General features: G+C 48.5%; 20 protein-coding genes. 15 read left to right on the plus strand and 5 right to left on the minus strand.

Going from position 1 to position 19,944, the window contains the following annotated elements; translation table 11 throughout:
• Together ACO6V1_RS16425 and gatB are read left to right on the plus strand one after the other, a co-directional pair.
• Nucleotides 1-880, plus strand: an 880-nt coding sequence (locus tag ACO6V1_RS16425) for an amidase (protein ID WP_422467673.1), incomplete at its 5' end; no start/stop codon positions are given.
• A gap of 11 nt (nucleotides 881-891) precedes the next feature.
• Entirely contained in the window at nucleotides 892-2,340 is a 1,449-nt protein-coding gene (gene gatB, locus ACO6V1_RS16430; RefSeq protein ID WP_422467675.1) for an Asp-tRNA(Asn)/Glu-tRNA(Gln) amidotransferase subunit GatB, read from the plus strand.
• A gap of 193 nt (nucleotides 2,341-2,533) precedes the next feature.
• Here gatB and nhaD read toward each other — a convergent pair whose 3' ends face one another.
• Nucleotides 2,534-3,928 (minus strand): sodium:proton antiporter NhaD, encoded by a 1,395-nt coding sequence (nhaD, locus tag ACO6V1_RS16435; protein ID WP_422467677.1) that lies wholly within the window; start codon nucleotides 3,926-3,928, stop codon nucleotides 2,534-2,536.
• Nucleotides 3,929-4,225: 297 nt separating this feature from the next.
• On the opposite strand from nhaD, the gene ACO6V1_RS16440 reads away from it, so the two are divergent.
• Nucleotides 4,226-4,726, plus strand: a complete 501-nt coding sequence (locus ACO6V1_RS16440; protein ID WP_422449253.1) for an aminoacyl-tRNA deacylase — start codon at nucleotides 4,226-4,228, stop codon at nucleotides 4,724-4,726.
• Nucleotides 4,727-4,815: 89 nt separating this feature from the next.
• On the opposite strand, the gene ACO6V1_RS16445 is transcribed toward ACO6V1_RS16440, so the two are convergent.
• Nucleotides 4,816-5,784 carry a pentapeptide repeat-containing protein gene (locus ACO6V1_RS16445; protein ID WP_422467699.1) on the minus strand — a complete coding sequence of 323 codons (969 nt, stop codon included), beginning with the start codon at nucleotides 5,782-5,784 and terminating at the stop codon, nucleotides 4,816-4,818.
• A gap of 281 nt (nucleotides 5,785-6,065) precedes the next feature.
• Between ACO6V1_RS16445 and ACO6V1_RS16450 the strand changes: the two genes are divergently transcribed.
• From ACO6V1_RS16450 to ACO6V1_RS16475, 6 genes are all read left to right on the plus strand, one after another.
• Nucleotides 6,066-6,506: a DUF1499 domain-containing protein gene (locus ACO6V1_RS16450; RefSeq protein WP_422467679.1), complete on the plus strand. Its 441-nt coding sequence runs from the start codon at nucleotides 6,066-6,068 to the stop codon at nucleotides 6,504-6,506.
• A gap of 147 nt (nucleotides 6,507-6,653) precedes the next feature.
• Complete coding sequence (locus ACO6V1_RS16455) at nucleotides 6,654-6,998, plus strand: ArsC family reductase (RefSeq protein ID WP_422449255.1); 345 nt, start codon at nucleotides 6,654-6,656, stop codon at nucleotides 6,996-6,998.
• 30 nt (nucleotides 6,999-7,028) lie between these two features.
• A complete protein-coding gene (dapD, locus tag ACO6V1_RS16460; RefSeq protein ID WP_422449257.1) occupies nucleotides 7,029-8,066 on the plus strand; it encodes a 2,3,4,5-tetrahydropyridine-2,6-dicarboxylate N-succinyltransferase in 1,038 nt (345 codons plus the stop codon).
• 113 nt (nucleotides 8,067-8,179) lie between these two features.
• Nucleotides 8,180-8,758, plus strand: coding sequence for a lysophospholipid acyltransferase family protein (locus tag ACO6V1_RS16465; RefSeq protein WP_209203321.1), 579 nt, complete (start codon nucleotides 8,180-8,182; stop codon nucleotides 8,756-8,758).
• Nucleotides 8,759-8,923: 165 nt separating this feature from the next.
• The gene (locus tag ACO6V1_RS16470) at nucleotides 8,924-11,164 is read left to right on the plus strand and encodes a hypothetical protein (protein ID WP_422467681.1); all 2,241 of its coding nucleotides are present in this window, start codon (nucleotides 8,924-8,926) and stop codon (nucleotides 11,162-11,164) included.
• Between the two features lie 179 nt (nucleotides 11,165-11,343).
• On the plus strand, nucleotides 11,344-12,087 hold the full coding sequence (locus ACO6V1_RS16475; RefSeq protein WP_209203323.1) for an NYN domain-containing protein: 744 nt from the start codon (nucleotides 11,344-11,346) through the stop codon (nucleotides 12,085-12,087).
• An 84-nt stretch (nucleotides 12,088-12,171) separates the two neighbouring features.
• Here ACO6V1_RS16475 and ACO6V1_RS16480 read toward each other — a convergent pair whose 3' ends face one another.
• The 3 genes from ACO6V1_RS16480 to ACO6V1_RS16490 all read right to left on the minus strand — a co-directional run bounded on the left by ACO6V1_RS16480 (nucleotide 12,172) and on the right by ACO6V1_RS16490 (nucleotide 15,567).
• Complete coding sequence (locus ACO6V1_RS16480; protein WP_422467683.1) at nucleotides 12,172-12,912, minus strand: GNAT family N-acetyltransferase; 741 nt, start codon at nucleotides 12,910-12,912, stop codon at nucleotides 12,172-12,174.
• Nucleotides 12,913-13,031: 119 nt separating this feature from the next.
• Nucleotides 13,032-14,411: a DEAD/DEAH box helicase gene (locus ACO6V1_RS16485; protein WP_422467685.1), complete on the minus strand. Its 1,380-nt coding sequence runs from the start codon at nucleotides 14,409-14,411 to the stop codon at nucleotides 13,032-13,034.
• Nucleotides 14,412-15,399: 988 nt separating this feature from the next.
• The gene (locus ACO6V1_RS16490) at nucleotides 15,400-15,567 is read right to left on the minus strand and encodes a hypothetical protein (RefSeq protein WP_422467687.1); all 168 of its coding nucleotides are present in this window, start codon (nucleotides 15,565-15,567) and stop codon (nucleotides 15,400-15,402) included.
• A 101-nt stretch (nucleotides 15,568-15,668) separates the two neighbouring features.
• Here ACO6V1_RS16490 and ACO6V1_RS16495 point away from each other — a divergent pair, with 101 nt between their 5' ends.
• From ACO6V1_RS16495 to ACO6V1_RS16520, 6 genes are all read left to right on the plus strand, one after another.
• Nucleotides 15,669-16,529, plus strand: coding sequence for an MIP/aquaporin family protein (locus tag ACO6V1_RS16495; protein ID WP_422459339.1), 861 nt, complete (start codon nucleotides 15,669-15,671; stop codon nucleotides 16,527-16,529).
• A gap of 37 nt (nucleotides 16,530-16,566) precedes the next feature.
• Nucleotides 16,567-17,625, plus strand: coding sequence for a methyltransferase domain-containing protein (locus ACO6V1_RS16500; RefSeq protein WP_422467689.1), 1,059 nt, complete (start codon nucleotides 16,567-16,569; stop codon nucleotides 17,623-17,625).
• Between the two features lie 127 nt (nucleotides 17,626-17,752).
• A complete protein-coding gene (cutA, locus tag ACO6V1_RS16505) occupies nucleotides 17,753-18,064 on the plus strand; it encodes a divalent-cation tolerance protein CutA (protein WP_422467691.1) in 312 nt (103 codons plus the stop codon).
• Between the two features lie 327 nt (nucleotides 18,065-18,391).
• Nucleotides 18,392-19,060, plus strand: a complete 669-nt coding sequence (locus ACO6V1_RS16510; RefSeq protein ID WP_422467693.1) for a hypothetical protein — start codon at nucleotides 18,392-18,394, stop codon at nucleotides 19,058-19,060.
• Complete coding sequence (locus ACO6V1_RS16515; RefSeq protein WP_422467695.1) at nucleotides 19,060-19,605, plus strand: FlgO family outer membrane protein; 546 nt, start codon at nucleotides 19,060-19,062, stop codon at nucleotides 19,603-19,605. The genes ACO6V1_RS16510 and ACO6V1_RS16515 overlap by 1 nt, the downstream gene beginning before the upstream one ends.
• Before the next feature lie 5 nt (nucleotides 19,606-19,610).
• Nucleotides 19,611-19,944 (plus strand): DJ-1/PfpI family protein (locus tag ACO6V1_RS16520; RefSeq protein ID WP_422467697.1); only part of this gene is annotated, 334 nt, incomplete at its 3' end.

The raw sequence follows: 19,944 nt of genomic DNA on the forward strand, positions 1-19,944 counted from the left end.
CTATGGCCGGGTTTCCCGCTGGGGTATGGTAGCCTACGCATCAAGCCTTGATCAGGCTGGCCCGATGACCTGCTCCGCTGAAGATGCCGCCATTATGCTGAACACCATGGCGGGCTTTGATAACCGGGACTCCACCTGTCTTGACCATGAAGTACCGGACTACACGGCAACACTGAATGACTCCCTGGAAGGCCTGACCATTGGGCTGCCAAAAGAGTACTTCGCGGCCGGACTGGACAGTGAAGTGGAACAACAGATCCGCAATGCCATTGCCGAATATGAAAAGCTCGGTGCAAACGTCAAGGAGGTCAGCCTGCCTAATGCCAGGCTGTGCATTCCTGCCTACTACGTGATTGCCCCGGCAGAAGCTTCTTCCAACCTGTCCCGCTTTGACGGCGTGCGTTTCGGGCATCGCTGCGAAGACCCGAAAGACTTGATGGATCTCTACATTCGCAGCCGCAGCGAAGGGTTTGGTGAAGAAGTCAAACGTCGTATTATTGTGGGTACCTATGCCCTCTCGGCTGGCTACTACGACGCCTATTACCGCAAGGCCCAGCAGATCCGTCGCCTGATCCGTGATGACTTCCTCAACGCCTTTAAAGAGTGTGATGTCATCATGGGCCCTAACGCCCCGACATCCGCCTTTGACATTGGCTCCATGAGCAATGATCCGGTCGCCATGTACCTCTCGGATATCTATACACTGTCGGTTAACCTGGCGGGCCTGCCCGGATTATCCGTTCCTGCGGGCATGGCAAACCAGCGCCCGGTCGGCCTGCAGATCATTGGCCAACACTTTGATGAAGCCCGTCTGTTGAATATTGGCCACCGCTTCCAACAGGCGACCGACTGGCACCAGAAATCTCCGGCATTGGTTTAGGAAACAGTAATATGCAATGGGAAACCGTTATCGGACTGGAGATTCACGTCCAGCTCGCCACCAGAACCAAAATATTCTCGGGTGCATCCACCGCTTTTGGTGCCGCACCCAACACCCAGGCCTGCGCGGTAGACCTTGGTCTGCCCGGCATCCTGCCCGTGGTTAACGAAGAAGCCATCAATATGGCCATTAAGTTTGGCCTGGGCATCGATGCCGAAATCAACAAGGTGAATGTTTTCGAGCGTAAAAACTACTTCTACCCGGATCTGCCAAAAGGCTACCAGACCACCCAGCTGGAAAAGCCAATAGTGGGCGCTGGTCATGTGGATATCACATTGGCAGATGGCTCCACTAAAAGCATTCGCATCCACCACGCTCACCTGGAGGAAGATGCGGGCAAAAGTCTTCATGAAGACTTTCATGGGATGTCCGGCATAGATCTTAACCGTGCTGGCACTCCCCTGATTGAGATTGTCACAGAACCTGATCTTAGCAATGCAGAGGAAGCCGTGGCCTTTGCCAAAAAGCTGCACTCCATTGTCACTACACTGGGCATCTGCGATGGCGATATGTCCCAGGGTTCCATGCGGTTTGATGTTAACGTCTCCGTTCGCCCTAAAGGACAACAAGAGTTCGGTACCCGCACAGAAACCAAAAACCTGAACTCCTTCAAGTTTATGGAGGCGGCCATCCTCAAAGAGGTAGAACGCCAGATCGACCTGATTGAAGATGGCGGAACCGTTATCCAGGAGACCCGTCTCTATAACGGTGATACCGGCGAAGCCCGCTCCATGCGCAGCAAAGAAGAAGCGAACGATTACCGTTACTTCCCCTGCCCTGACCTGCTGCCGGTTATTATTGACGACAGTCGTCTTGAAAAACTGAAGGCTGAAATGCCTGAAATGCCAGCTGCCAAAAAAGCACGTTTTATCACTGATTTTGGCCTGAGCGATTATGATGCCGAAATACTTTCCGCTGACCAGGGGACGGCGAACTACTTTGAAGCCACCGTCCGTGCCAGTGGTGATGCCAAACTGTCTGCCAACTGGATTATGGGAGAACTGTCCAGATCCCTGAATCAGAACAGCATTGCCATCAGCGCAAGCCCGGTGACTGCCGATATGCTCGGCGGCCTGATCAAGCGCATCAAAGACAACACCATCTCCGGCAAAATCGCCAAAGAGGTCTTTGAAGTACTCTGGCAGGGTGAGTGCAGCACGGCCGATGCAGTCATCGAGAAAAAAGGCCTCAAGCAGGTGACCGATACCGGTGCCATTGAAGCCATGATTGATGACGTTCTGGCCAACAATGCCCAGCAGGTTGAGAATTATCGTGCGGCTGAGGAAGACAAGCGCGGAAAAATGATCGGTTTCTTTGTGGGTCAGTGCATGAAAGCGTCCAAAGGCAAGGCCAACCCCGGCCTGGTTAACCAGATTCTGAAACAGAAACTGGACGGCTAACCGTAGCTCTCAGGGTAGACATTAGCACCAGGGGAAGTCGCTAATGTCTACTTAACAAGGCAACATCCATCAAAACAGCCCCTCTCACCTCCGTCTGTAATTGATCACCTGTTAACCAGAATACGACAGATGACAATGAAGGGCTGGATTTCCAAACCCTTCAGCTGGCCTAACGTTTTTAACTGATTCTAGATCAGCTATTAACCAGGAAGTGGGCCCAGATACTGGCCGCATACCCCAGGGCAATGGCCCAACTCCAGCGGAGATGGGTCATAAAGGTGTAGCCACCTTTCGATGTCCCCATCAAGGCAACGCCAGCAGCGGAGCCGATGGATAGCAGACTGCCACCCACACCTGCGGTCAGCGTTATCAATAACCACTGGAAGGCGTCCATTTCAGGATCCATTCCGAGGATGGCAAACATCACCGGAATGTTATCGACAATGGCAGAGATTATACCGGCGATGATATTAGTCCACGTTGCCCCGAGATCGGCATACATGGTTTCCGAGGCAAGGTCGAGATAACCGAGATAGCGCAGGCCACCCACCGAGAAGATGACACCAAAGAAGAATAGCAGCGTATCCCATTCGGCATGGGCCACTTCCTGAAAGATATCGATTTTATCCTCTTTGGCCCGGGGACGTGCCGTCAACCGGCGGTTACTGGTCAGCCCCTGAATTTGCATGATATAGGTATAGAGCATCAACAGGGCAAGACCAGTCATCATCCCCATAAATGGTGGCAGACCCAGCACTTTCTCAAAACTTACCGCCAGGAAGATGGTCACCAGGAAAAGCAGGCAGATGGTAATACCACCACGCCGAATGGTGCTATCCACTTGCACACCGGCCGGACGCCCTTGCTCAACGAAAAAGCTCATAATGATGGCCGGTACCAGATAATTGACCACCGACGGTATAAAGAGGCTGAAAAAGGTAAAGAACTCAATCTTACCTGCCTGCCACACCATCAGCGTGGTAATATCCCCAAAGGGGCTGAAAGCACCACCGGCATTGGCAGCAACCACCACATTGATCATGGCCAGGGTAATAAACGCCGGTTTGCCTTCACCTACGGCCATAATCACCGCGCCCATCAACAGCGCAGTGGTAAGATTGTCAGCCACCGGAGAAATAAAGAACGCCATAGCGCCGGTTATCCAGAAAAGACTTCGGTAATTAAAGCCCTTGCTGATCAGCCAGCTGCGTAACGTGGCAAACACCTGCCGGTCTTCCATGGCATTAATGTAGGTCATGGCCACCAGCAGAAAGAGGAACATCGCCGCATACTCTTCCAGATCATGCATAACGGCCTGTTTGAGCTCTTCGTGGGAAACGCCCTTCTGTGTAGCAATAAAAGCAATCAGTGCCCAGATGATTCCCGCCGCCATAATCACCGGTTTGGACTTACGCAGATGAAGCTGCTCTTCGGCCATCACCAGGCAGTAGGCAATTACAAAAATGGCAATGCAGGCCCAGGCTAACGGGCTGGATGTTACCCCCAGCACACTATCGCCAGCCAGAGCGGTGGTCGGCAGGCAGGCTAGCGCTCCCATTGACAGGCGTCTTTTCATTATTATCATCATAACTTCGTCCCACAGGCTCAATCTGAAGCCAGTGCTAAATTGGTAAATTTAAAGATCGCGAAGGATACCTATACCGAAAGCAGAGTGCAAAAAAGCATCAAATAAAAGCAGCATTACGCAGTGGCAGGATAAACAGGCAAGACGATACGAAAGCAAATAGCGATATGAAAAAAAAGTTATTAATACTTTTTTAGCTTAAAAACCGCTTTATATTGAACAATCTTTCAACAAGTTTGCGTATAGACTTTATAGACAGATGTTCAATATTTCCGAGAATGATTTTTGCGAGAGTGTCTGATGTCAATCGCTCTAAAACTCCAGGCTTTTTTAAATCATAATCAGGTAGATTATGAAGTGGTCAGTCACCCTTATTCAGACCGTGCACTCAACACCGCCCATGTCGCCTGCGTTCCCGTTAAACATATGGCTAAAGCCATCGTTCTTCAGGATGAGGAAGGTCATGTAATGGCTATCGTTCCCTCCATGAACAAATTAATGCTGCGCTGGATAAACACAAAACTGAATCGTCATCTTCATCTGGTCAGCGAACACAGCCTTGAGGAGCTGTTCCCAGACTGCGAAATGGGAGCAGTACCGGCAATGGGCATCGCCTATGGCATGAAAACCTGTTGGGATGATGAGCTCAACGCCGTCCAGGATCTTTACTTCCAGGGAGGTAATCACCGGGAACTGGTGCATATTCAAAGAGAACAGTTTAAAAAGTTGCTACAGGGCCAGCCACACGCCGCCATCAGCTGTGATCCGGATGAAGCGGAGGCTTATGCAACGGACAACTAAGGAATTGAGCCTGAATAATTTCCTTTTTTGCCACAGAGGAAAAGCTTTTTGCTTTTCTCCGTGTCTCTGTGACTCCGTGGCAATCTCTTTTAGCGGATCATCTTCTTTACAAACAAGACAACAAAAAGCGCCAGGGAAAAGCTGCCGGTGAATGCTTCACAGGCAGCAACAATCCGGGACAGCCCCAGCGGGGTCAAGTCACCGTAGCCAAGGGTGGTAAACGTCACCACGCTGAAATAAAGACAATCAAGCCAATACCGGAGGTTCTGGAACAGATCCTGGTTCTGGCTGAACCGGATAACCGTATCACCACCCTGAACCCCGGTGAACAGATAGAGGAAAGAGCAGAACACAATCAAAGCCACGGAAAAAAGCACCACTCGCAGCGGTGATTCACCATAGCCACTGATCCTGTCAACCAGGTAGGACAGCACCCGTTGCCGAGAGCATTTTGGCATCTGCAACCGATGGAAGACCCTTTCCCGATAATAAAAATGACCGGCCTCCCTCATCATGCCGAGGTTTTCACAGTGTCGGCGAATGTTTCTGGCAGACTCTTCCGCTTCTTCAAATAACGCCATGGCATTTTCAGGATGGGCGGCAGCCTCCTGCTCCTGATAAAGCTTATCCCCCCACGTCACATGATCCAGCAGACTGTTGTTCAGATTCACACCCAGCAGATTACAGCCTTCAAGACTTGCCCTATGCAGATTGGCATTGGAAAGATTTGCTTTTAACAGTCGGGAACCCGAGAAATCCACACGATAAAAATGCCCATTACAGAGACTGGCCCTGCTCAAATCGCAGTTAACCAGTTGATATGGCTTACCACCACCGTGATTCACCAGGTTAACGTTGTCCAGATTAGCCCTGCGGAGAATAAAGCCTTCCATGGGCAGCCCGGTTGCTGCCCTCTTTTCCAGCCTCGCTTTTACCTCATCTCCGGTTTTATCCACATCAGGATCATGCCAGAAGCAAAGCTGGCTGCCTGACTCCGCCACATCTTTGCAACGACCATATTGTCCGAAAAAAGAGCACTGATGCTCGGTCTTCTGCACCTGATTCAAACCCCGGGCCCTGTATTCTGACGACAGTTTCTGCTGAAAACCATCATCTTCCCTGCTGTGCTGACTATATCGGCCCGCTGATTATGGTATTTACATCGCCGGTGACTTTACAGACAGCAAACTTTTCAACACACTGAGCACTTCTCTGATCAATGTGGGACCCTCCATGAAAATTCTGTTTGCACACTCCGCCCACGATAAACCGGGGTCTACGGGTGAAAAAACGTGGAGCCATATATTTCACTACCACCTGCAAGAAGGGACCAACAACAATGAATAAATCCGCGCACTACATCCTGCCTTTACTGTTATTGCTTTCCAGCCATTGGCTACACGCTGACGTCCCGGAACTTACCTGTCCTGAAAGCCCGAATTGCGTCAGCAGCCTCGCTTCTGGCAAACAGAATATTGCCGCCCTTTCCTTTGATCAGTCTGATACCCAGGGGATCAAGAAAAAACTGTTAGCCACTTTGAAGAACTGGCCCAATGCAGAGATTCTCAGCAGTAATGACCAGATCATTATTACGGTGTTCACCACCCCCTGGCTGAAGTTCAAGGATGACCTGATACTGATTATTCGTCCGAACGGCACGGTTGATGTGCGCTCATCCTCTCGCGTTGGCTATTACGATTTCGGTACCAATCGCCGTCGTATCGAAAAGTTAAGAGCAGCGCTTGGTGATAAAACCAGCACGGATGCAGAGTCGAAATAAGGCCCGATACTCGTTTATAGACCAGCCACCTAGGCAAACACCTCCAGAAGCGTGTAAGCTTTGCTCGTTTTTTTGCGGCCCTTACTGAGCGTTTCAACCTCAGTTTGTACAACGCATAGCTTATGGAAGCTCACAACAGGAGGCACGGTGGTCACCCTATACGGCATACCAAACTGCGACACCATAAAGAAAGCACGCCGCTGGCTGGAAGGTGCTGGTATTGAATATCACTTTCATGACTACAGGAAAGATGGCCTGTTGAAAGACATGATCGAACAGTGGGCCAATGAACTGGGCTGGGAGGCCCTGTTAAACCGCCGGGGAACCACCTGGCGGCAGCTTCCGGAAGAAGAAAAAGCCGCCATTAATGCAGAGCGGGCAATCACCCTGATGCTGGAGCAACCCGCCATGATCAAGCGCCCGTTACTGGATACGGGCAGCCAGAAGTTGCTGGGCTTTTCCGAAGAACAATACCGCAACTTGCTGGCATAACAGACGTTCTGATTAATTGAAGGAATGAAAATGAGCAAACCGCATTTCAGTCTGGCCATTGGTGTCGGCAGCAAAAACCGGAACGACCAGTGGCTGGAAGTATTTTACCCAAAACCTATTCTCAATCCAGCACCTGAGCTGCTGGAGAGTATTGCCAAACTGGTTGGTTACCAGGGTGGCAATACGTTTATTGAGCTTGACAGCAAAACCCTGCACGCACTGGAAGACCTGTTTGTCGATATCGAACAAACTGAATTGGCTGCCATCACCCGAAGCCTGGAAGAAAGTGTACAACCCCGTGTGATCACTATTCTGGCAACCGATGAAGCACCCACCAGCACCCCCGAGGCTTATCTCAAGCTGCACCTGCTGTCACATCGTCTGGTCAAGCCACACGGCACCAACCTTCAGGGCATTTTCCCACTGCTGCCAAATGTTGCCTGGACCAGTGAAGGCGCAATCGACCTGGAAGAACTGCCAGCCCGTCAGCTGGCGGCCCGGGCAGAAGGCCGGGTTCTGAGTGTCAACTCCGTGGATAAATTCCCGAAAATGACCGACTACGTTGTCCCTGCCGGTGTCCGCATTGCCCATACGGCCCGGGTTCGCCTGGGTGCTTATGTGGGTGAAGGCACCACCGTAATGCATGAAGGCTTTATCAACTTCAACGCCGGCACCGAAGGCAAGAGCATGATTGAAGGTCGTGTTTCTGCCGGTGTCATGGTGGGTGAGGGCTCTGATCTTGGTGGTGGCTGCAGCACCATGGGTACCCTGTCCGGCGGCAATGACATTGTGATCTGTGTCGGTGAAAACTGCCTGATCGGTGCCAATGCCGGCCTGGGCATTCCGCTGGGTGACCGCTGCATTATCGAAGCCGGCCTTTACCTGACGGCTGCCAGTAAGGTTCAGGTTCTTGATGATCAGAAAAATGTCGTTGAAGTCGTGAAAGCAGGAGATCTCTCAGGCAAGTCCGATCTGCTGTTCCGCAGAAACTCCCTGACCGGAGCCCTGGAATGCCTCACCAACAAATCAGCCATTGAGCTGAATGATGAGCTGCACTCCCACAATTAAGCCCGCAATGACTGTGTATTGAAAAAAGCGCGCTGAAGAAAGGGTAGCGCATACTTATAGCCCCGGTGCATAATACTGGGGCTATTTATTAAGATCAGGTTTAAATAATAATAATGCGTCATACGATTTTTGATACGCCTATCGTTAACAGCTGTTTTCGCTTCTTATCCCACCTTGGTCTGAAGCTATTCGGCTGGAAGCTGGAAGGCCAACGCCCAAATGCCCGGAAGTACGTTATTATCGCGGCACCCCATACCAGTAACTGGGACTTTATTCTGATCATTGCCTGTGCCTTCTGCTTTCGCATTAATATCTACTGGATGGGGAAAAACTCTCTGTTCAAGGGGCCCTTTGGCGGCATCATGACCTGGCTTGGGGGAATTCCGGTTGACCGCAGCAAAGCCAATGGTCTGGTTCAGCAAATGGTCGACACCTTCCACAACTCCACAGACCTGGCCGTTGCCATTCCTCCTGAAGGCACACGCAACAAGGTTCGTCAATGGAAAAGTGGTTTTTACCACGTCGCTCACGGTGCTGAAGTCCCCATTGCGCTGAGCTTCCTGGATTATAAAAAGAAGGTTGGCGGTTTTGGCCCTATGTTCTTTACTACAGGGGACTATGCGTCAGACCTGAAAAAAATTCAGGAATTTTATCAACCTATGACGGGCAAGAACCCGGAAAAGTTTGCTTAGGCCATCTATTCGTAGCTGCATACTGAAACCAGACAGCATGTAGCTATCATCTTTAGATGTATAACTTTCCACAAAATTTATAGAACCATGGAACTATTTAATAGTAAGAGCATCTAACCCCTATAAAACCCATATAAAAAAACCGGATAACCACTTAATTAAATCATGACCATTCCAGCACTACCAAACTCGACTGCAACAAAACATGCAACCTCTGAAAAAAGTCTATTCGAGATAAAAAAAGAAGAAAAAAAATTTTTACCAACCACTGAACAACGGCATGTTAGAAAACGTATCGCTTCGTTCAACACTATAGAAAATACCCAAAGTACCAGTAAGTTTTCCGTAGAGGCGTTTTTAACTGACTTACCAGAAGCCCTTAAAGTCGAATTAAACACAATTCAAAGGTTTTGCACCCTCAATAACAATCTCACAGAGATACTTAATGGTCATGGAATTTTTTATAACCGACTAATCATCTTATTGAAAAAAATAGATCTTACTATGACTGAAAATGGCTTTTCTAATAAACAAAAAACAAAGGTAGAGAAAAAAATAAATCTGTTATTGACAGATGGTAAATTAAATTTACTCAGTGATATCGGAAGAGAAATTAATCATCTGGAAGAATATTATGACACCGGAAGCTGGCTGCCTGCCCCTGAAGACATAACCTTTTTTGATCAAGATGGTGAAAACTGTGCTGCACAGCATCGTTCAGGTGATTTCTGCCCTGAATGGATGAAAAAAACTGAAATAGACCCTGACATTCCAGCATCAAAAGCAATGCTGGGTTACTGGAACTTCCGACATTCATCCAAAAATACCAAAAGAACTAAACTGACCGACCTTATTGTCAGTAAGATGGATCCCGTACTTTTCCGTTTTATGTGCAAACTTCGAAAATTAAAAGCCGCCTTACACAATCCAGCTGTTGGTACCCCCTGCTCACCACCGGGTTTAACCAGATTTCATATTGATGCCATCGTTGCACGTTTTGAATATGCAGATAAAGTAGCCAACAAACAAGCAAAGACCAATCCTGCCTTCAAGCTTTATTTCTGGGATCATCAAGGCCCTTGCACTGAAGAGCAGGAAAGCATGCAGCCATCAGAAACCGGTGAAGCTGCCAGGCAAACGTTAAATCGAATTGTCGAAGACAGCCCTAATACCTCTACCTGCCATGTTGTTAAAGAAGAAGACAACAAGCCTATCCAGAAAACCACAGGCCGTTCATTAAGAAAACGCAGCTCTTATCCAAACTACCAGGAAATTGTTGGTGATGAGCAACTGGCCTCGCCCAAAAAGAGAAAGAAAACAAGCACATTTTCATCGTCCTCTACAGCCAATAAATTTACCAGAATGGATAAGGAAAACTTATTAAAAGAAACAGGCATCCCGGCATTTGAAAAAATTATCAAATCAGTACTTGAGGAGAGAGAGAAAGAATTAATTCCGGATCCAACGTCTGCCCCTCTTGAAGAGAGTGTTGGAGCCAGCTATCACAGAGATCGTGCAGAAGTAATAGCTGCTCAGGATGAACTCAGCCGACTATATGACGCGTGCCGACAACACTTTGGAATAAACAAATCACTCTACAGGTTGGACACAAGTATAAAATCAGAATCAATCAAACCTGTAATAGTTAGAACTAATAATCCTCGTGTTGAAGTGGATATCCCGGAGCCCAATAAACCACCATATACAGATAAACCACCCACCCAAATGAGCGCTGCTGAAAGAACGCCCAATTTTTCTGAAGCTCAAAATGCCTTCATTAACATGATAGAAAAATCCAAAGAACTATCATTGAAACCTATAATAGAGCCTGAAAGACTCCGAGGTCATCCTGAAGACTTTGAATATGCCCCTAACTGGCAACCCTTATCCACAGTTTTGACATTTCCTATGCCTTTTTTGACAAAGCTCTTGGCAATAGAAGGTGATACAAACCCGGAAGCTACCATAAAATTAAAAGAGAAAGTACCGGAATTATTTGATGACATTAAAACGATCATACGTTTTTACCGGCATAATTCACATGTCTGGTGTCCGGATGTTGCCAGAGAAACGCTCAATCCGGTCATACAAAAAGTCCGGAAAGTTCAACACTGTTTCCCACAAATCATCAATGCTTTTGAAAACAGACAGCAAGATCTGCTTAAATCAAGCCATCGCACAACAGAAGACATCAACAGCGATGAAAATCAACTGAAAATGATTCAGGAAGCACTGGCAAAAACAGCTATAGTGCTGTCTGCATTTGAAGACTTCAGCGCACATTTAAAAACTGAAAAACAGCAAGAACTCTACCAACGTCTTTTAGAAACCTTAAAGGAATGGAGTGCCTGTATAAAAAATACCCCTGAGAGCCTGCTGCCAGCAGTTCGTGAACGGGGCAGTTAACAGAGTCGTCCCTGCCTGCCTCCCACACCGCGCAAGAAATGAAGGTGTGAGTCAGCGCTCTTCTGTACTGGTAACAACACCTTCCATCATCATTACAGCGGCGCATTTTTGCAAATTTTATCAAATCAGAGGACACTGTTGACACATAAACCAAGAATTATAAGTAGCAGGAAGTATCAATGGCAGAGTCTAACCAGAAGATCGCCCTCTTTATTGATGCGGATAATGCCCCCGCCAGAAAAATTGAGAAGATCCTCTCTGAAATGGCCAAGTATGGTGTCGTCAGTATCCGAAGAGCCTACGGCAACTGGAAGAGTCACACCATCAAAGGGTGGGAGGAACAACTTCACGAATACGCGATCCAGCCAATCCAGCAGTTTGATTTAACCAAAGGCAAGAACGCCACCGATATGGCCATGACCATCGATGCTATGGACACGCTCTACACCAGGAACATGGACGCCTTTTGCATTGTCTCTTCTGACAGTGACTTTACGCCACTGATCATGCGACTGCTATCAGCAGGTAAAGTGGTGTACGGCTTTGGTGAACGAAAAGCCCCATCCCCTTTCGTGAATGCCTGCTCCCGCTTTCTCTACCTGGATGAGCCCGGTGATGATCCGGAAAAAGTCGCTGCAAACGATAAAAAAAGCGGCCATGAATTGAAAGCCGATACCAAACTGATGAACCTGATCCGCAATGCCATCGATACAGAGCAGGACGATGATGGCTGGGCGTACCTTGGAAGAATCGGCGCAGTAATCGCTAACCAGGCTTCCTTTGACCCACGAAATTACGGTTATAAAAAGCTGGGCGATCTGATCAGGGCTGTCGACCTGTTTGAAACTCAGGTTATGGATAATAATCAGATGAGTGTCCGTGATAAGCGACGTGGTAACCATATCCAGAATGGTGGCCATTAAGCGTGATGTGCAGCCTGAGAGGCTGCTCATCAGAACCGGCCAAGGCACCCCGGTTACCCAAAGGGGACGCTTTGCTATCCATCATCAAAGGGGCTTCGGTAGGGGTTTAGCATAAAAGTGTTTTATGGATTTCCCCTTCACAAACTGTTTCTCCACGGTACTTTCAAACTCAAATCCCAAACCGGTGAGTATCTTGACTGAACCGATATTTTCTGGGGAGACTGTCGCCGTCAGCCACTCCAGAGGCAGAGATTCCTGAGTATTATCTGGCAACGCACAGGTGACTTTAAAGCCCTGCTTTTGATATTCCGGAGCAACACCATTCACCATTGCAGCAGCCGCTTGTTTACCGTAGCCCTCACCCCAGCATTTGTGATCAATCATAAAAGTCATCTCAGAGGATCCAGCAGCTACTGTGCTGCCGACATATGCATTATTGTTCTCTCCTGATTTGAAGCAGATGTTCCCTATAAATTCCTCAGGATCCTGCACCCCACTGACATCACGCTTAAAAATCGAAAACCCACTGAAAGGATTACCCTTTTTCCAATCATCACTCCATCTCTGCACTAGCCTTTCAGAGATGCTCCTTTCCCAAGGTCGGCCAGCACCGTAGTTTTTCATATTCTTAGCACATTTATAAAGCCCAATTAAATCATTAAGATCTGAAATCTCAACAGAACGAAGATGCAAATCATCGGTATAAATGTGGACAACCAGGCCCTGCTTCTCCTTTCCCGGATCATCGTAAGAAGCCAGGTCAATACTCAGCTCAATAGAGCCACGGTAAGGATTGCCTGATGGGAATGTCATACTGCTATTCATAATTTAATTTCTCCATATAATTAAGCATTTAGTGATCCATCACCTTTTAGACTTAAAATAGATAGCATAGTTCCCCGGCATAGCCTGACCACCTGAGCTCAGGGAGAATAAGAGCATATTTATACAGAAGCAGAAGTACTTTGCGGGTTGGTCACTTTTCGTCTTCGCGGCCTGCGATGGTTTTCAGCAAACACACGCCCTGACTCCATTCCCCCGGACTTTCTCCTTTCATTACTCTGGCCTGCCTGCTGCTTAGGTGCCTTACCGTTTCCGCCACTCTCCTGTCCGGGCCGGTGAGAAGCCCTGGACTTTTTAGGCTTTTTAGGTTTCGGTGGCTTACCGGACAACTGAGTCACCGGCACCTCATTAACCGGCTCAAACCCGGAGATCATCTCCCTGGGTAACTGCTGATTGATCAACCGTTCAATGTCCCGAAGCTGCTTGCTCTCATCTGCACAGACCAGCGAGACCGCATGACCATCCGCCCCCGCGCGCCCTGTTCGCCCGATACGATGCACATAATCCTCCGGCACATTGGGCAGGTCGAAGTTCACCACCTGCGGCAACTGGTCAATATCCAGCCCACGGGCAGCGATATCCGTTGCCACCAGCGCCGTAATGTCATTATTTTTGAAATCAACAAGGGCCCTGGTACGGGCTCCCTGGCTCTTATTGCCATGAATCGCCGCCGCCAGGATACCTTTACCTTCCAGATGACGGGTTAAGCGGTTGGCACCGTGCTTGGTCCGGGTAAAAACCAGCACCTGTTGCCAGTTTTGCTCTTTAATCAAGCGGGTCAGCAGTGCCGGTTTTTTACTTTTATCCACCGGATACACACACTGCCCGACCGTTCTGGCCGTTGTATTGCGGGGAGAAACGTCAATCTCTACCGGATGGTGAACAATGGTTTTTGCCAGCTGTCGTATGTCATCGGAAAACGTTGCCGAAAACATCAGGTTCTGTCTTTGCTGGGGCAACAGCGCCAGAATACGACGAATATCGTGAATAAACCCCATATCCAGCATCCGGTCTGCTTCATCCAGAACCAGCACTTCCAGGTGTTTGAACTTCACCGCATTCTGGTTGTAAAGATCCAGAAGTCGCCCGGGTGTGGCCACAAGGATATCTGCACCACGTCTCAGATTCATCATTTGCGGGTTGATTTTGACCCCGCCAAAAACCACTGAAGAACGTATTGGCAAATGCCGACCGTAGGTGGCAACACTCTCTGCTACCTGGGCTGCCAGCTCACGGGTCGGCGTCAGAACCAGCGCACGAACCTGGTTGGGCCTTGCCCGCTCGCCGCGACTGAGCAGCTCCAGTATCGGCAGCGTAAAACCGGCTGTTTTACCGGTGCCTGTCTGAGCCGCCGCCATAACATCCTGTCCTGCCAGAACCGCCGGTATGGCTTCTGCCTGAATAGGAGAAGGCTGTTTATAGCCCTGTTCGGTAATGGCTTGCAGGATCGGCAGGGAAAGCCCGAGGTTGGCAAAGGTCATGGAATGTCTCATTAAGGGCCATACAACTAAAATGATTGATATTTCGCCAGTTTACCGCTGTTCTGTTACCACATGAATCATTCTGTGGATTACGCGGGAACTTTTCGAAGGAGAGGAAGCTGAGAATAAAGAACTTTTTTCTGTATTCAGAGTCTGATTGATAAGGATACAAGTTATTCAGGCTAATTTCATGCAACCAGCAAGACCATTAGATACATCTATGCCAATGCTCCAGCCTCAGGGGGCGGCAGCCAATGAACAGATGGATAATTCAGAACAGATATTGTGTCAGCATCAAGTTTTTGGACGAACGGTTTCAATGTCAAAATATACAGCTGTATCTCTGTCTGCTGGTCTACCTGCATGCCTGTCTTTTGTTGTGCCGGGTTTGATCATTCACCCAAGCTTCGCAGTTTTTTGTTTCACTTTGGGCGCAGGTTGTCTTGTTGGTATTCCTGTTGGTAAGGGCGCCGCGGAGGTGTATCGATGTCTTCAGCGTCGGCACATAGCAACCGAGCCCCCATCATTACAGTTATCCCGGGTTATCAGCCATGCCCCTGAACCGACAGAAACACCCGGTGAAGTAGAACCAGACAGTTACCCGGCGACGTTTCGACACAACCCGGGACCGCCACCAGTATACACTCCTATAGAAATAGAATCGCCACCACCTTACAGTCCTTAGACTGATGGCTTCCCGATCATTAGCACTCAGGATAAACTTCGAGATTTGGGCTTACGCGATATTGATGGACAATAATATTGCTTGCGTAAAAATGATGTCGGTATTCAGGTTCTTTATGGTTGGCAAAAAAAAGCCATTCATCAGTTTTGTACTCATTGACGAATAGCCCTATTTTTTTTCCTATGCTTTCAACACACAATGGTTCCCTACTGCCCGTGTTGCAGCAATTCCTGATAGTGAAATTCTCCATGATAAAGGAAAACTGTTCCTGGTATTTCACTTTTATGCCTTGCAGTCTTTCTCTTATTCTCCCGTCCAGAAGGTCTTCTGGTTTGACGACTGGCTCGCCACTGCTTTCAGCGGTGACTGGAACTTCTTGCCGAAAACAAGCAACTTTTTTTCAGCCTGAGCCATTTTCCGGTTTGCAATGTCTGATGGCGTTTCTGAAGGTTGATCGGCCTCTGGAATCAACGATGAAACCTCTGAGCATTTTGTTTGCAGTATAGAAAAAAACAGCTAGTTTTTAGTTGCTGTAACCAAACGAGAGAGACGAGGATGATCAACTTCCACCCATGAATTATCTAAAGGGCTTTGCCGGAGAGTTTATAGGTACATTTATCCTCGTCTTGTTTGGCTGCGGCTCAGTGGCCGTGACGGTGCTATTTTCTGCCCATGCAGGACTCTTTCAGGTGGCCATGGTCTGGGGACTGGCAGTCACCCTGGCGATATACGCTACCCGTCGTCTCTCCTGTGCTCACCTTAATCCGGCTGTAAGCATTGCCATGGTGGTCAGTCGCCGGATGTCCATGACATTACTGCCCTGCTATCTGGTTGCCCAGTTTGCCGGTGCATTTGTGGCAGCCGCCCTGCTGTACCTGCTCTTCTCCAGCTCAATCATGCAGTATGAACTGACCCATGGCATTGTTCGTGGCACTGAGTCATCCATAGCCAGTGCCATGATGTTTGGCGAGTATTATCCCAACCCCATGGCCGGGCAGGTTGCCTCCGTGTCCACTGTCAATGCATTTTTTGCCGAATGTACCGGCACCTTTGCCCTGGTCTTTATGATTCTCGTCCTGACCGAAGGCTGCAACACCGGACGACCGGACCAGGCCCTTGCCCCCCTGTTTATCGGTTTAACCGTCACCGCCATTATCTCGATTATTGCGCCACTGACCCAGGCAGGACTCAACCCGGCCAGAGATTTATCACCCCGACTGCTAGCCTCTCTATGCGGCTGGGAGCGCGCGGCGTTTCCCGATAAGCATTATGGTTTTTTGACCGTATATGTTGTGGGGCCGATTACCGGGGGAGTTATAGCCGCTTTATGTTTTATGGGTATTGTTGAGCCGCTGATGAAAAACACGACAGCGGAAGAACCTGACAAAATTGACAGAACAACAACCCCGGACAAAACAATCCCGGACAAATAGCACCCCTGATTCATGTACATTAACCAAGGCGAGAACAATGCATAACCTCTCCAGTAATCATCAGGTCCTGAAGGAGTACTACGGCCGTGTTCTTGGCGGCACCACGGATCTTAAAACCAATGCCTGCTGTTCCGATCCCGGCACCATGCCAGCCCGTGTCCGGGATATCCTGAAGCAGATCGACCCGGCCATTACGGACCGTTTTTATGGCTGCGGATCGCCGATCCCATCGGCCCTGGAAGGATGCCGGGTACTGGATCTTGGCTGCGGTACCGGCAGGGACAGTTATATTCTCGCCAGCCTGGTAGGAGAACAGGGCCAGGTTATCGGTATCGATATGACCGACGAGCAATTAATGGTGGCCACCGGGCATATTCCCTCAATGATGGAGAAGTTTGGCTTTCAGCAACCGAATATCGACTTCAGGCAGGGTTATATTGAAGATCTGCAAACCCCAGGAATAGAAGACAATTCCATGGATGTGGTGATTTCCAACTGCGTGATAAACCTTTCGCCCCACAAGGAAGAGGTGTTCAGGGAGATTTTCCGGGTACTGAAACCCGGTGGCGAACTGCTTTTCAGTGATGTATTTGCCGGTCAGCGAATACCGGCCCCGTTAAAAGATGACCCGGTGCTGATGGGGGAATGCCTTAGTGGTGCTCTTTATATTGAAGACTTTCGTCGTCTGTTAACCGGGCTGGGTTACCCAGACTACCGGTTGCTTTCTGCCAGCCCGATCACCATTGCCAACCAGCAAATCGAGGAGAAAATTGGCAATATCGATTTTCAATCCCTGACCGTTCGGGTGTTCAAACTGGATAACCTTGAAGATATCTGTGAAGACTATGGTCAGGTGGCCATTTACAACGGCACCCTGCCGGAACACCCTCACTTTTTCCAACTGGACGACCATCATCGCTTTATCAATGGCAAACCGATGCTGGTCTGTGGCAATACCGCAGCCATGGTGCAGGATACTCGCTATAGCAGCCACTTTACCGTGCATGGCAACCGGAAGACCCATTATGGCCCTTTCAACTGTCTCCCGGCCGTCATTGATAATGGGACTGATTGCACAACTGGCGGTTGCTGTTGAAGCCCTATCCACTGATCCATGAACCTGATAGATTACCAGGCCAGTGAGTTACAGCGCTTTCTTTCCGCTATTAGTAATATTGTTAACCGGTTGCCAAATGCCCATAAAACCATCCAGCGGTTTCTGCATGGTTCTGACCACCTGCCCCAATCAACAGGAAGCCGACACCCATGCCAGGGCCATCATCGAACAGCGTCTGGCAGCCTGTGTTCAGAGCAGTCCAATCCACAGCCATTATCGATGGGATGGTGAAGTCCAGTCGGATCCGGAAGTACTGCTTCGGATTAAAACCACCTGTGAGCGTTATCAGGCACTGGAGCAATACCTGAAAGCTGAACACAGCTATGATGTGCCACAGGTTATTCAGATACCCATTGAAAATGGCCTGCCAGAGTACCTTGACTGGGTAAGGGGAGAAACGGTGGTCATCGGCCAGTAAAACATAAGTAGCTAACCATATGAAATCATACATTTCTGACTCCTTGTTCAGGCACTCTGCTTCGTTACAACTCCGGTCACATAGCTACGGCTATGCTCCCTCCGTTGTGCCTCGCATAGCACCTGCCCAAGTAGCCAGAAATGTATGATTCCATATGGCCAGCTACTTATATTGGCAAGATCAAATCAAATACTTTATTTAGTACATTTGCCTTTTTTGGTTTGTCTGAGTTATAGGAGTCTGTACAATCCTTCTGAGCCGTATACCTGTAAAATAAATATAAAACATGCCGCATGGTATGAGAAAAGCAAAGTTAAGGATGCATTTGTGAACAGAAAAGTTATGTACCCAGTTGTGGTCGCGTGTCTGTTGGCGGCAGTGGGTTGTTCTCCTATCCCTAAAGCAACAACCGTTGATCAAAGTCCTCAGGTCAAACTTCAATCTGCTCAGCATTGGGGAGTGATAGCCGAACATTTATCCGGACAGATTATGGCTAATGCAAACCTTGCGTCTCAGCCGGTCTATGTCAATTTGGAGCAGAGTCACTCAACTTTCAGCAAAGTATTCACACAGCAGCTATCCAGTGCGTTGGTCAAGCGCGGCGCAACGGTTATGACCTCAAGTGCTACCAGCCTTTCAATGGAACTGGATGTACAGGTTGTCAGGCACTCAAATGATAGAGATATGGGCACAAACTTCGCCACCACTGGAACTGCAGGCTTCCTATGGGCACTGGCTGAACTTGGTGATGATTTAAGCGTTGCTGAAGGTATTGGCTATGGCGTTATCCCTCTTTCGGTAGCTTATGACGTCAGCAAAATATTCCCCTCCAAAACCAATACAGAAGTTGTGATTACAGCCCGTATTGTCGACGACTACCAGATTCAATTTTCAGAAACTAATTCCTACTATATTCCTGATATGGCAATGCGGCAGTACAAAAAGTCAGCAGTTGTTAATCTGACCAAAAATAATGGACAGGGAGTAGAAAAATAATGAAGTCACTCACTGTAAAAATTATCATTGCACTGCTTTCTACCGTTCTGATAGCAGGGTGCTCAAACAAAAGCCACAAAAGAACAGAAAGAATTGATCTGGTAAAAATCAGCCAACTGGCAGCGACTGCCATGGCTAAAAAGGCGCAGGATGAATTACCGGTCGGGGCTACTATTCTTTCGACAAGTCTTGCAGATATTAACCAGCTTAGTAATACAACTACTCTGGGTCGTGTTCTTGGAGAACAGCTTTCATCCGCTTTATCTGATATTGGTTATGATTTGATCGAAATCAAAATGCGGGATAGCGTTTTTATTGATGACTTCAAGGCTGGAGAGTTCAGTCTTTCAAGAAATCTGGATAATCTCAGTAAGTCCTATAATGCTGATGCTATTGTAACTGGCACGTATGCTGTTGGCAGCTCAACTGTCTATATCAGCGCAAGAATGATTGATACCAGTACAAAACGTGTTATTTCCACTGCCGATTTCCAGATTCCAATGGACGCAGATATTCGTTTATTAGTGAGCCACCGTCGTTACTGATAATAATGAATACAGGTATTTTTATTTACGACCAGGCTGAAGTTCTGGACTTCTCTGGTCCTTTTGAAGTGTTTACCACTGCGGCACGCCTCTCTCCCAACGGAAAAGCCTTCAGGCCTTTTCTGGTCAGTGAATCCGGCAATCTGGTCACTGCCAGGGGAGGTTACCGGGTTCAACCGGACTACGGGTTTCACAACCACCCCTCAATTGACCTGCTGGTGGTTGTCGGTGGTGTGCACAACGCAGAAATGGATAAGCCCGGTGTTTTACAATGGATTTACTCTCAGGGAAAACAGGCCAGGTTGAACGCTTCAGTTTGTACCGGCGCTTTCCTGATGG

Source organism: Endozoicomonas sp. ALC013, from assembly GCF_049310205.1.
GTDB lineage: Bacteria > Pseudomonadota > Gammaproteobacteria > Pseudomonadales > Endozoicomonadaceae > Endozoicomonas.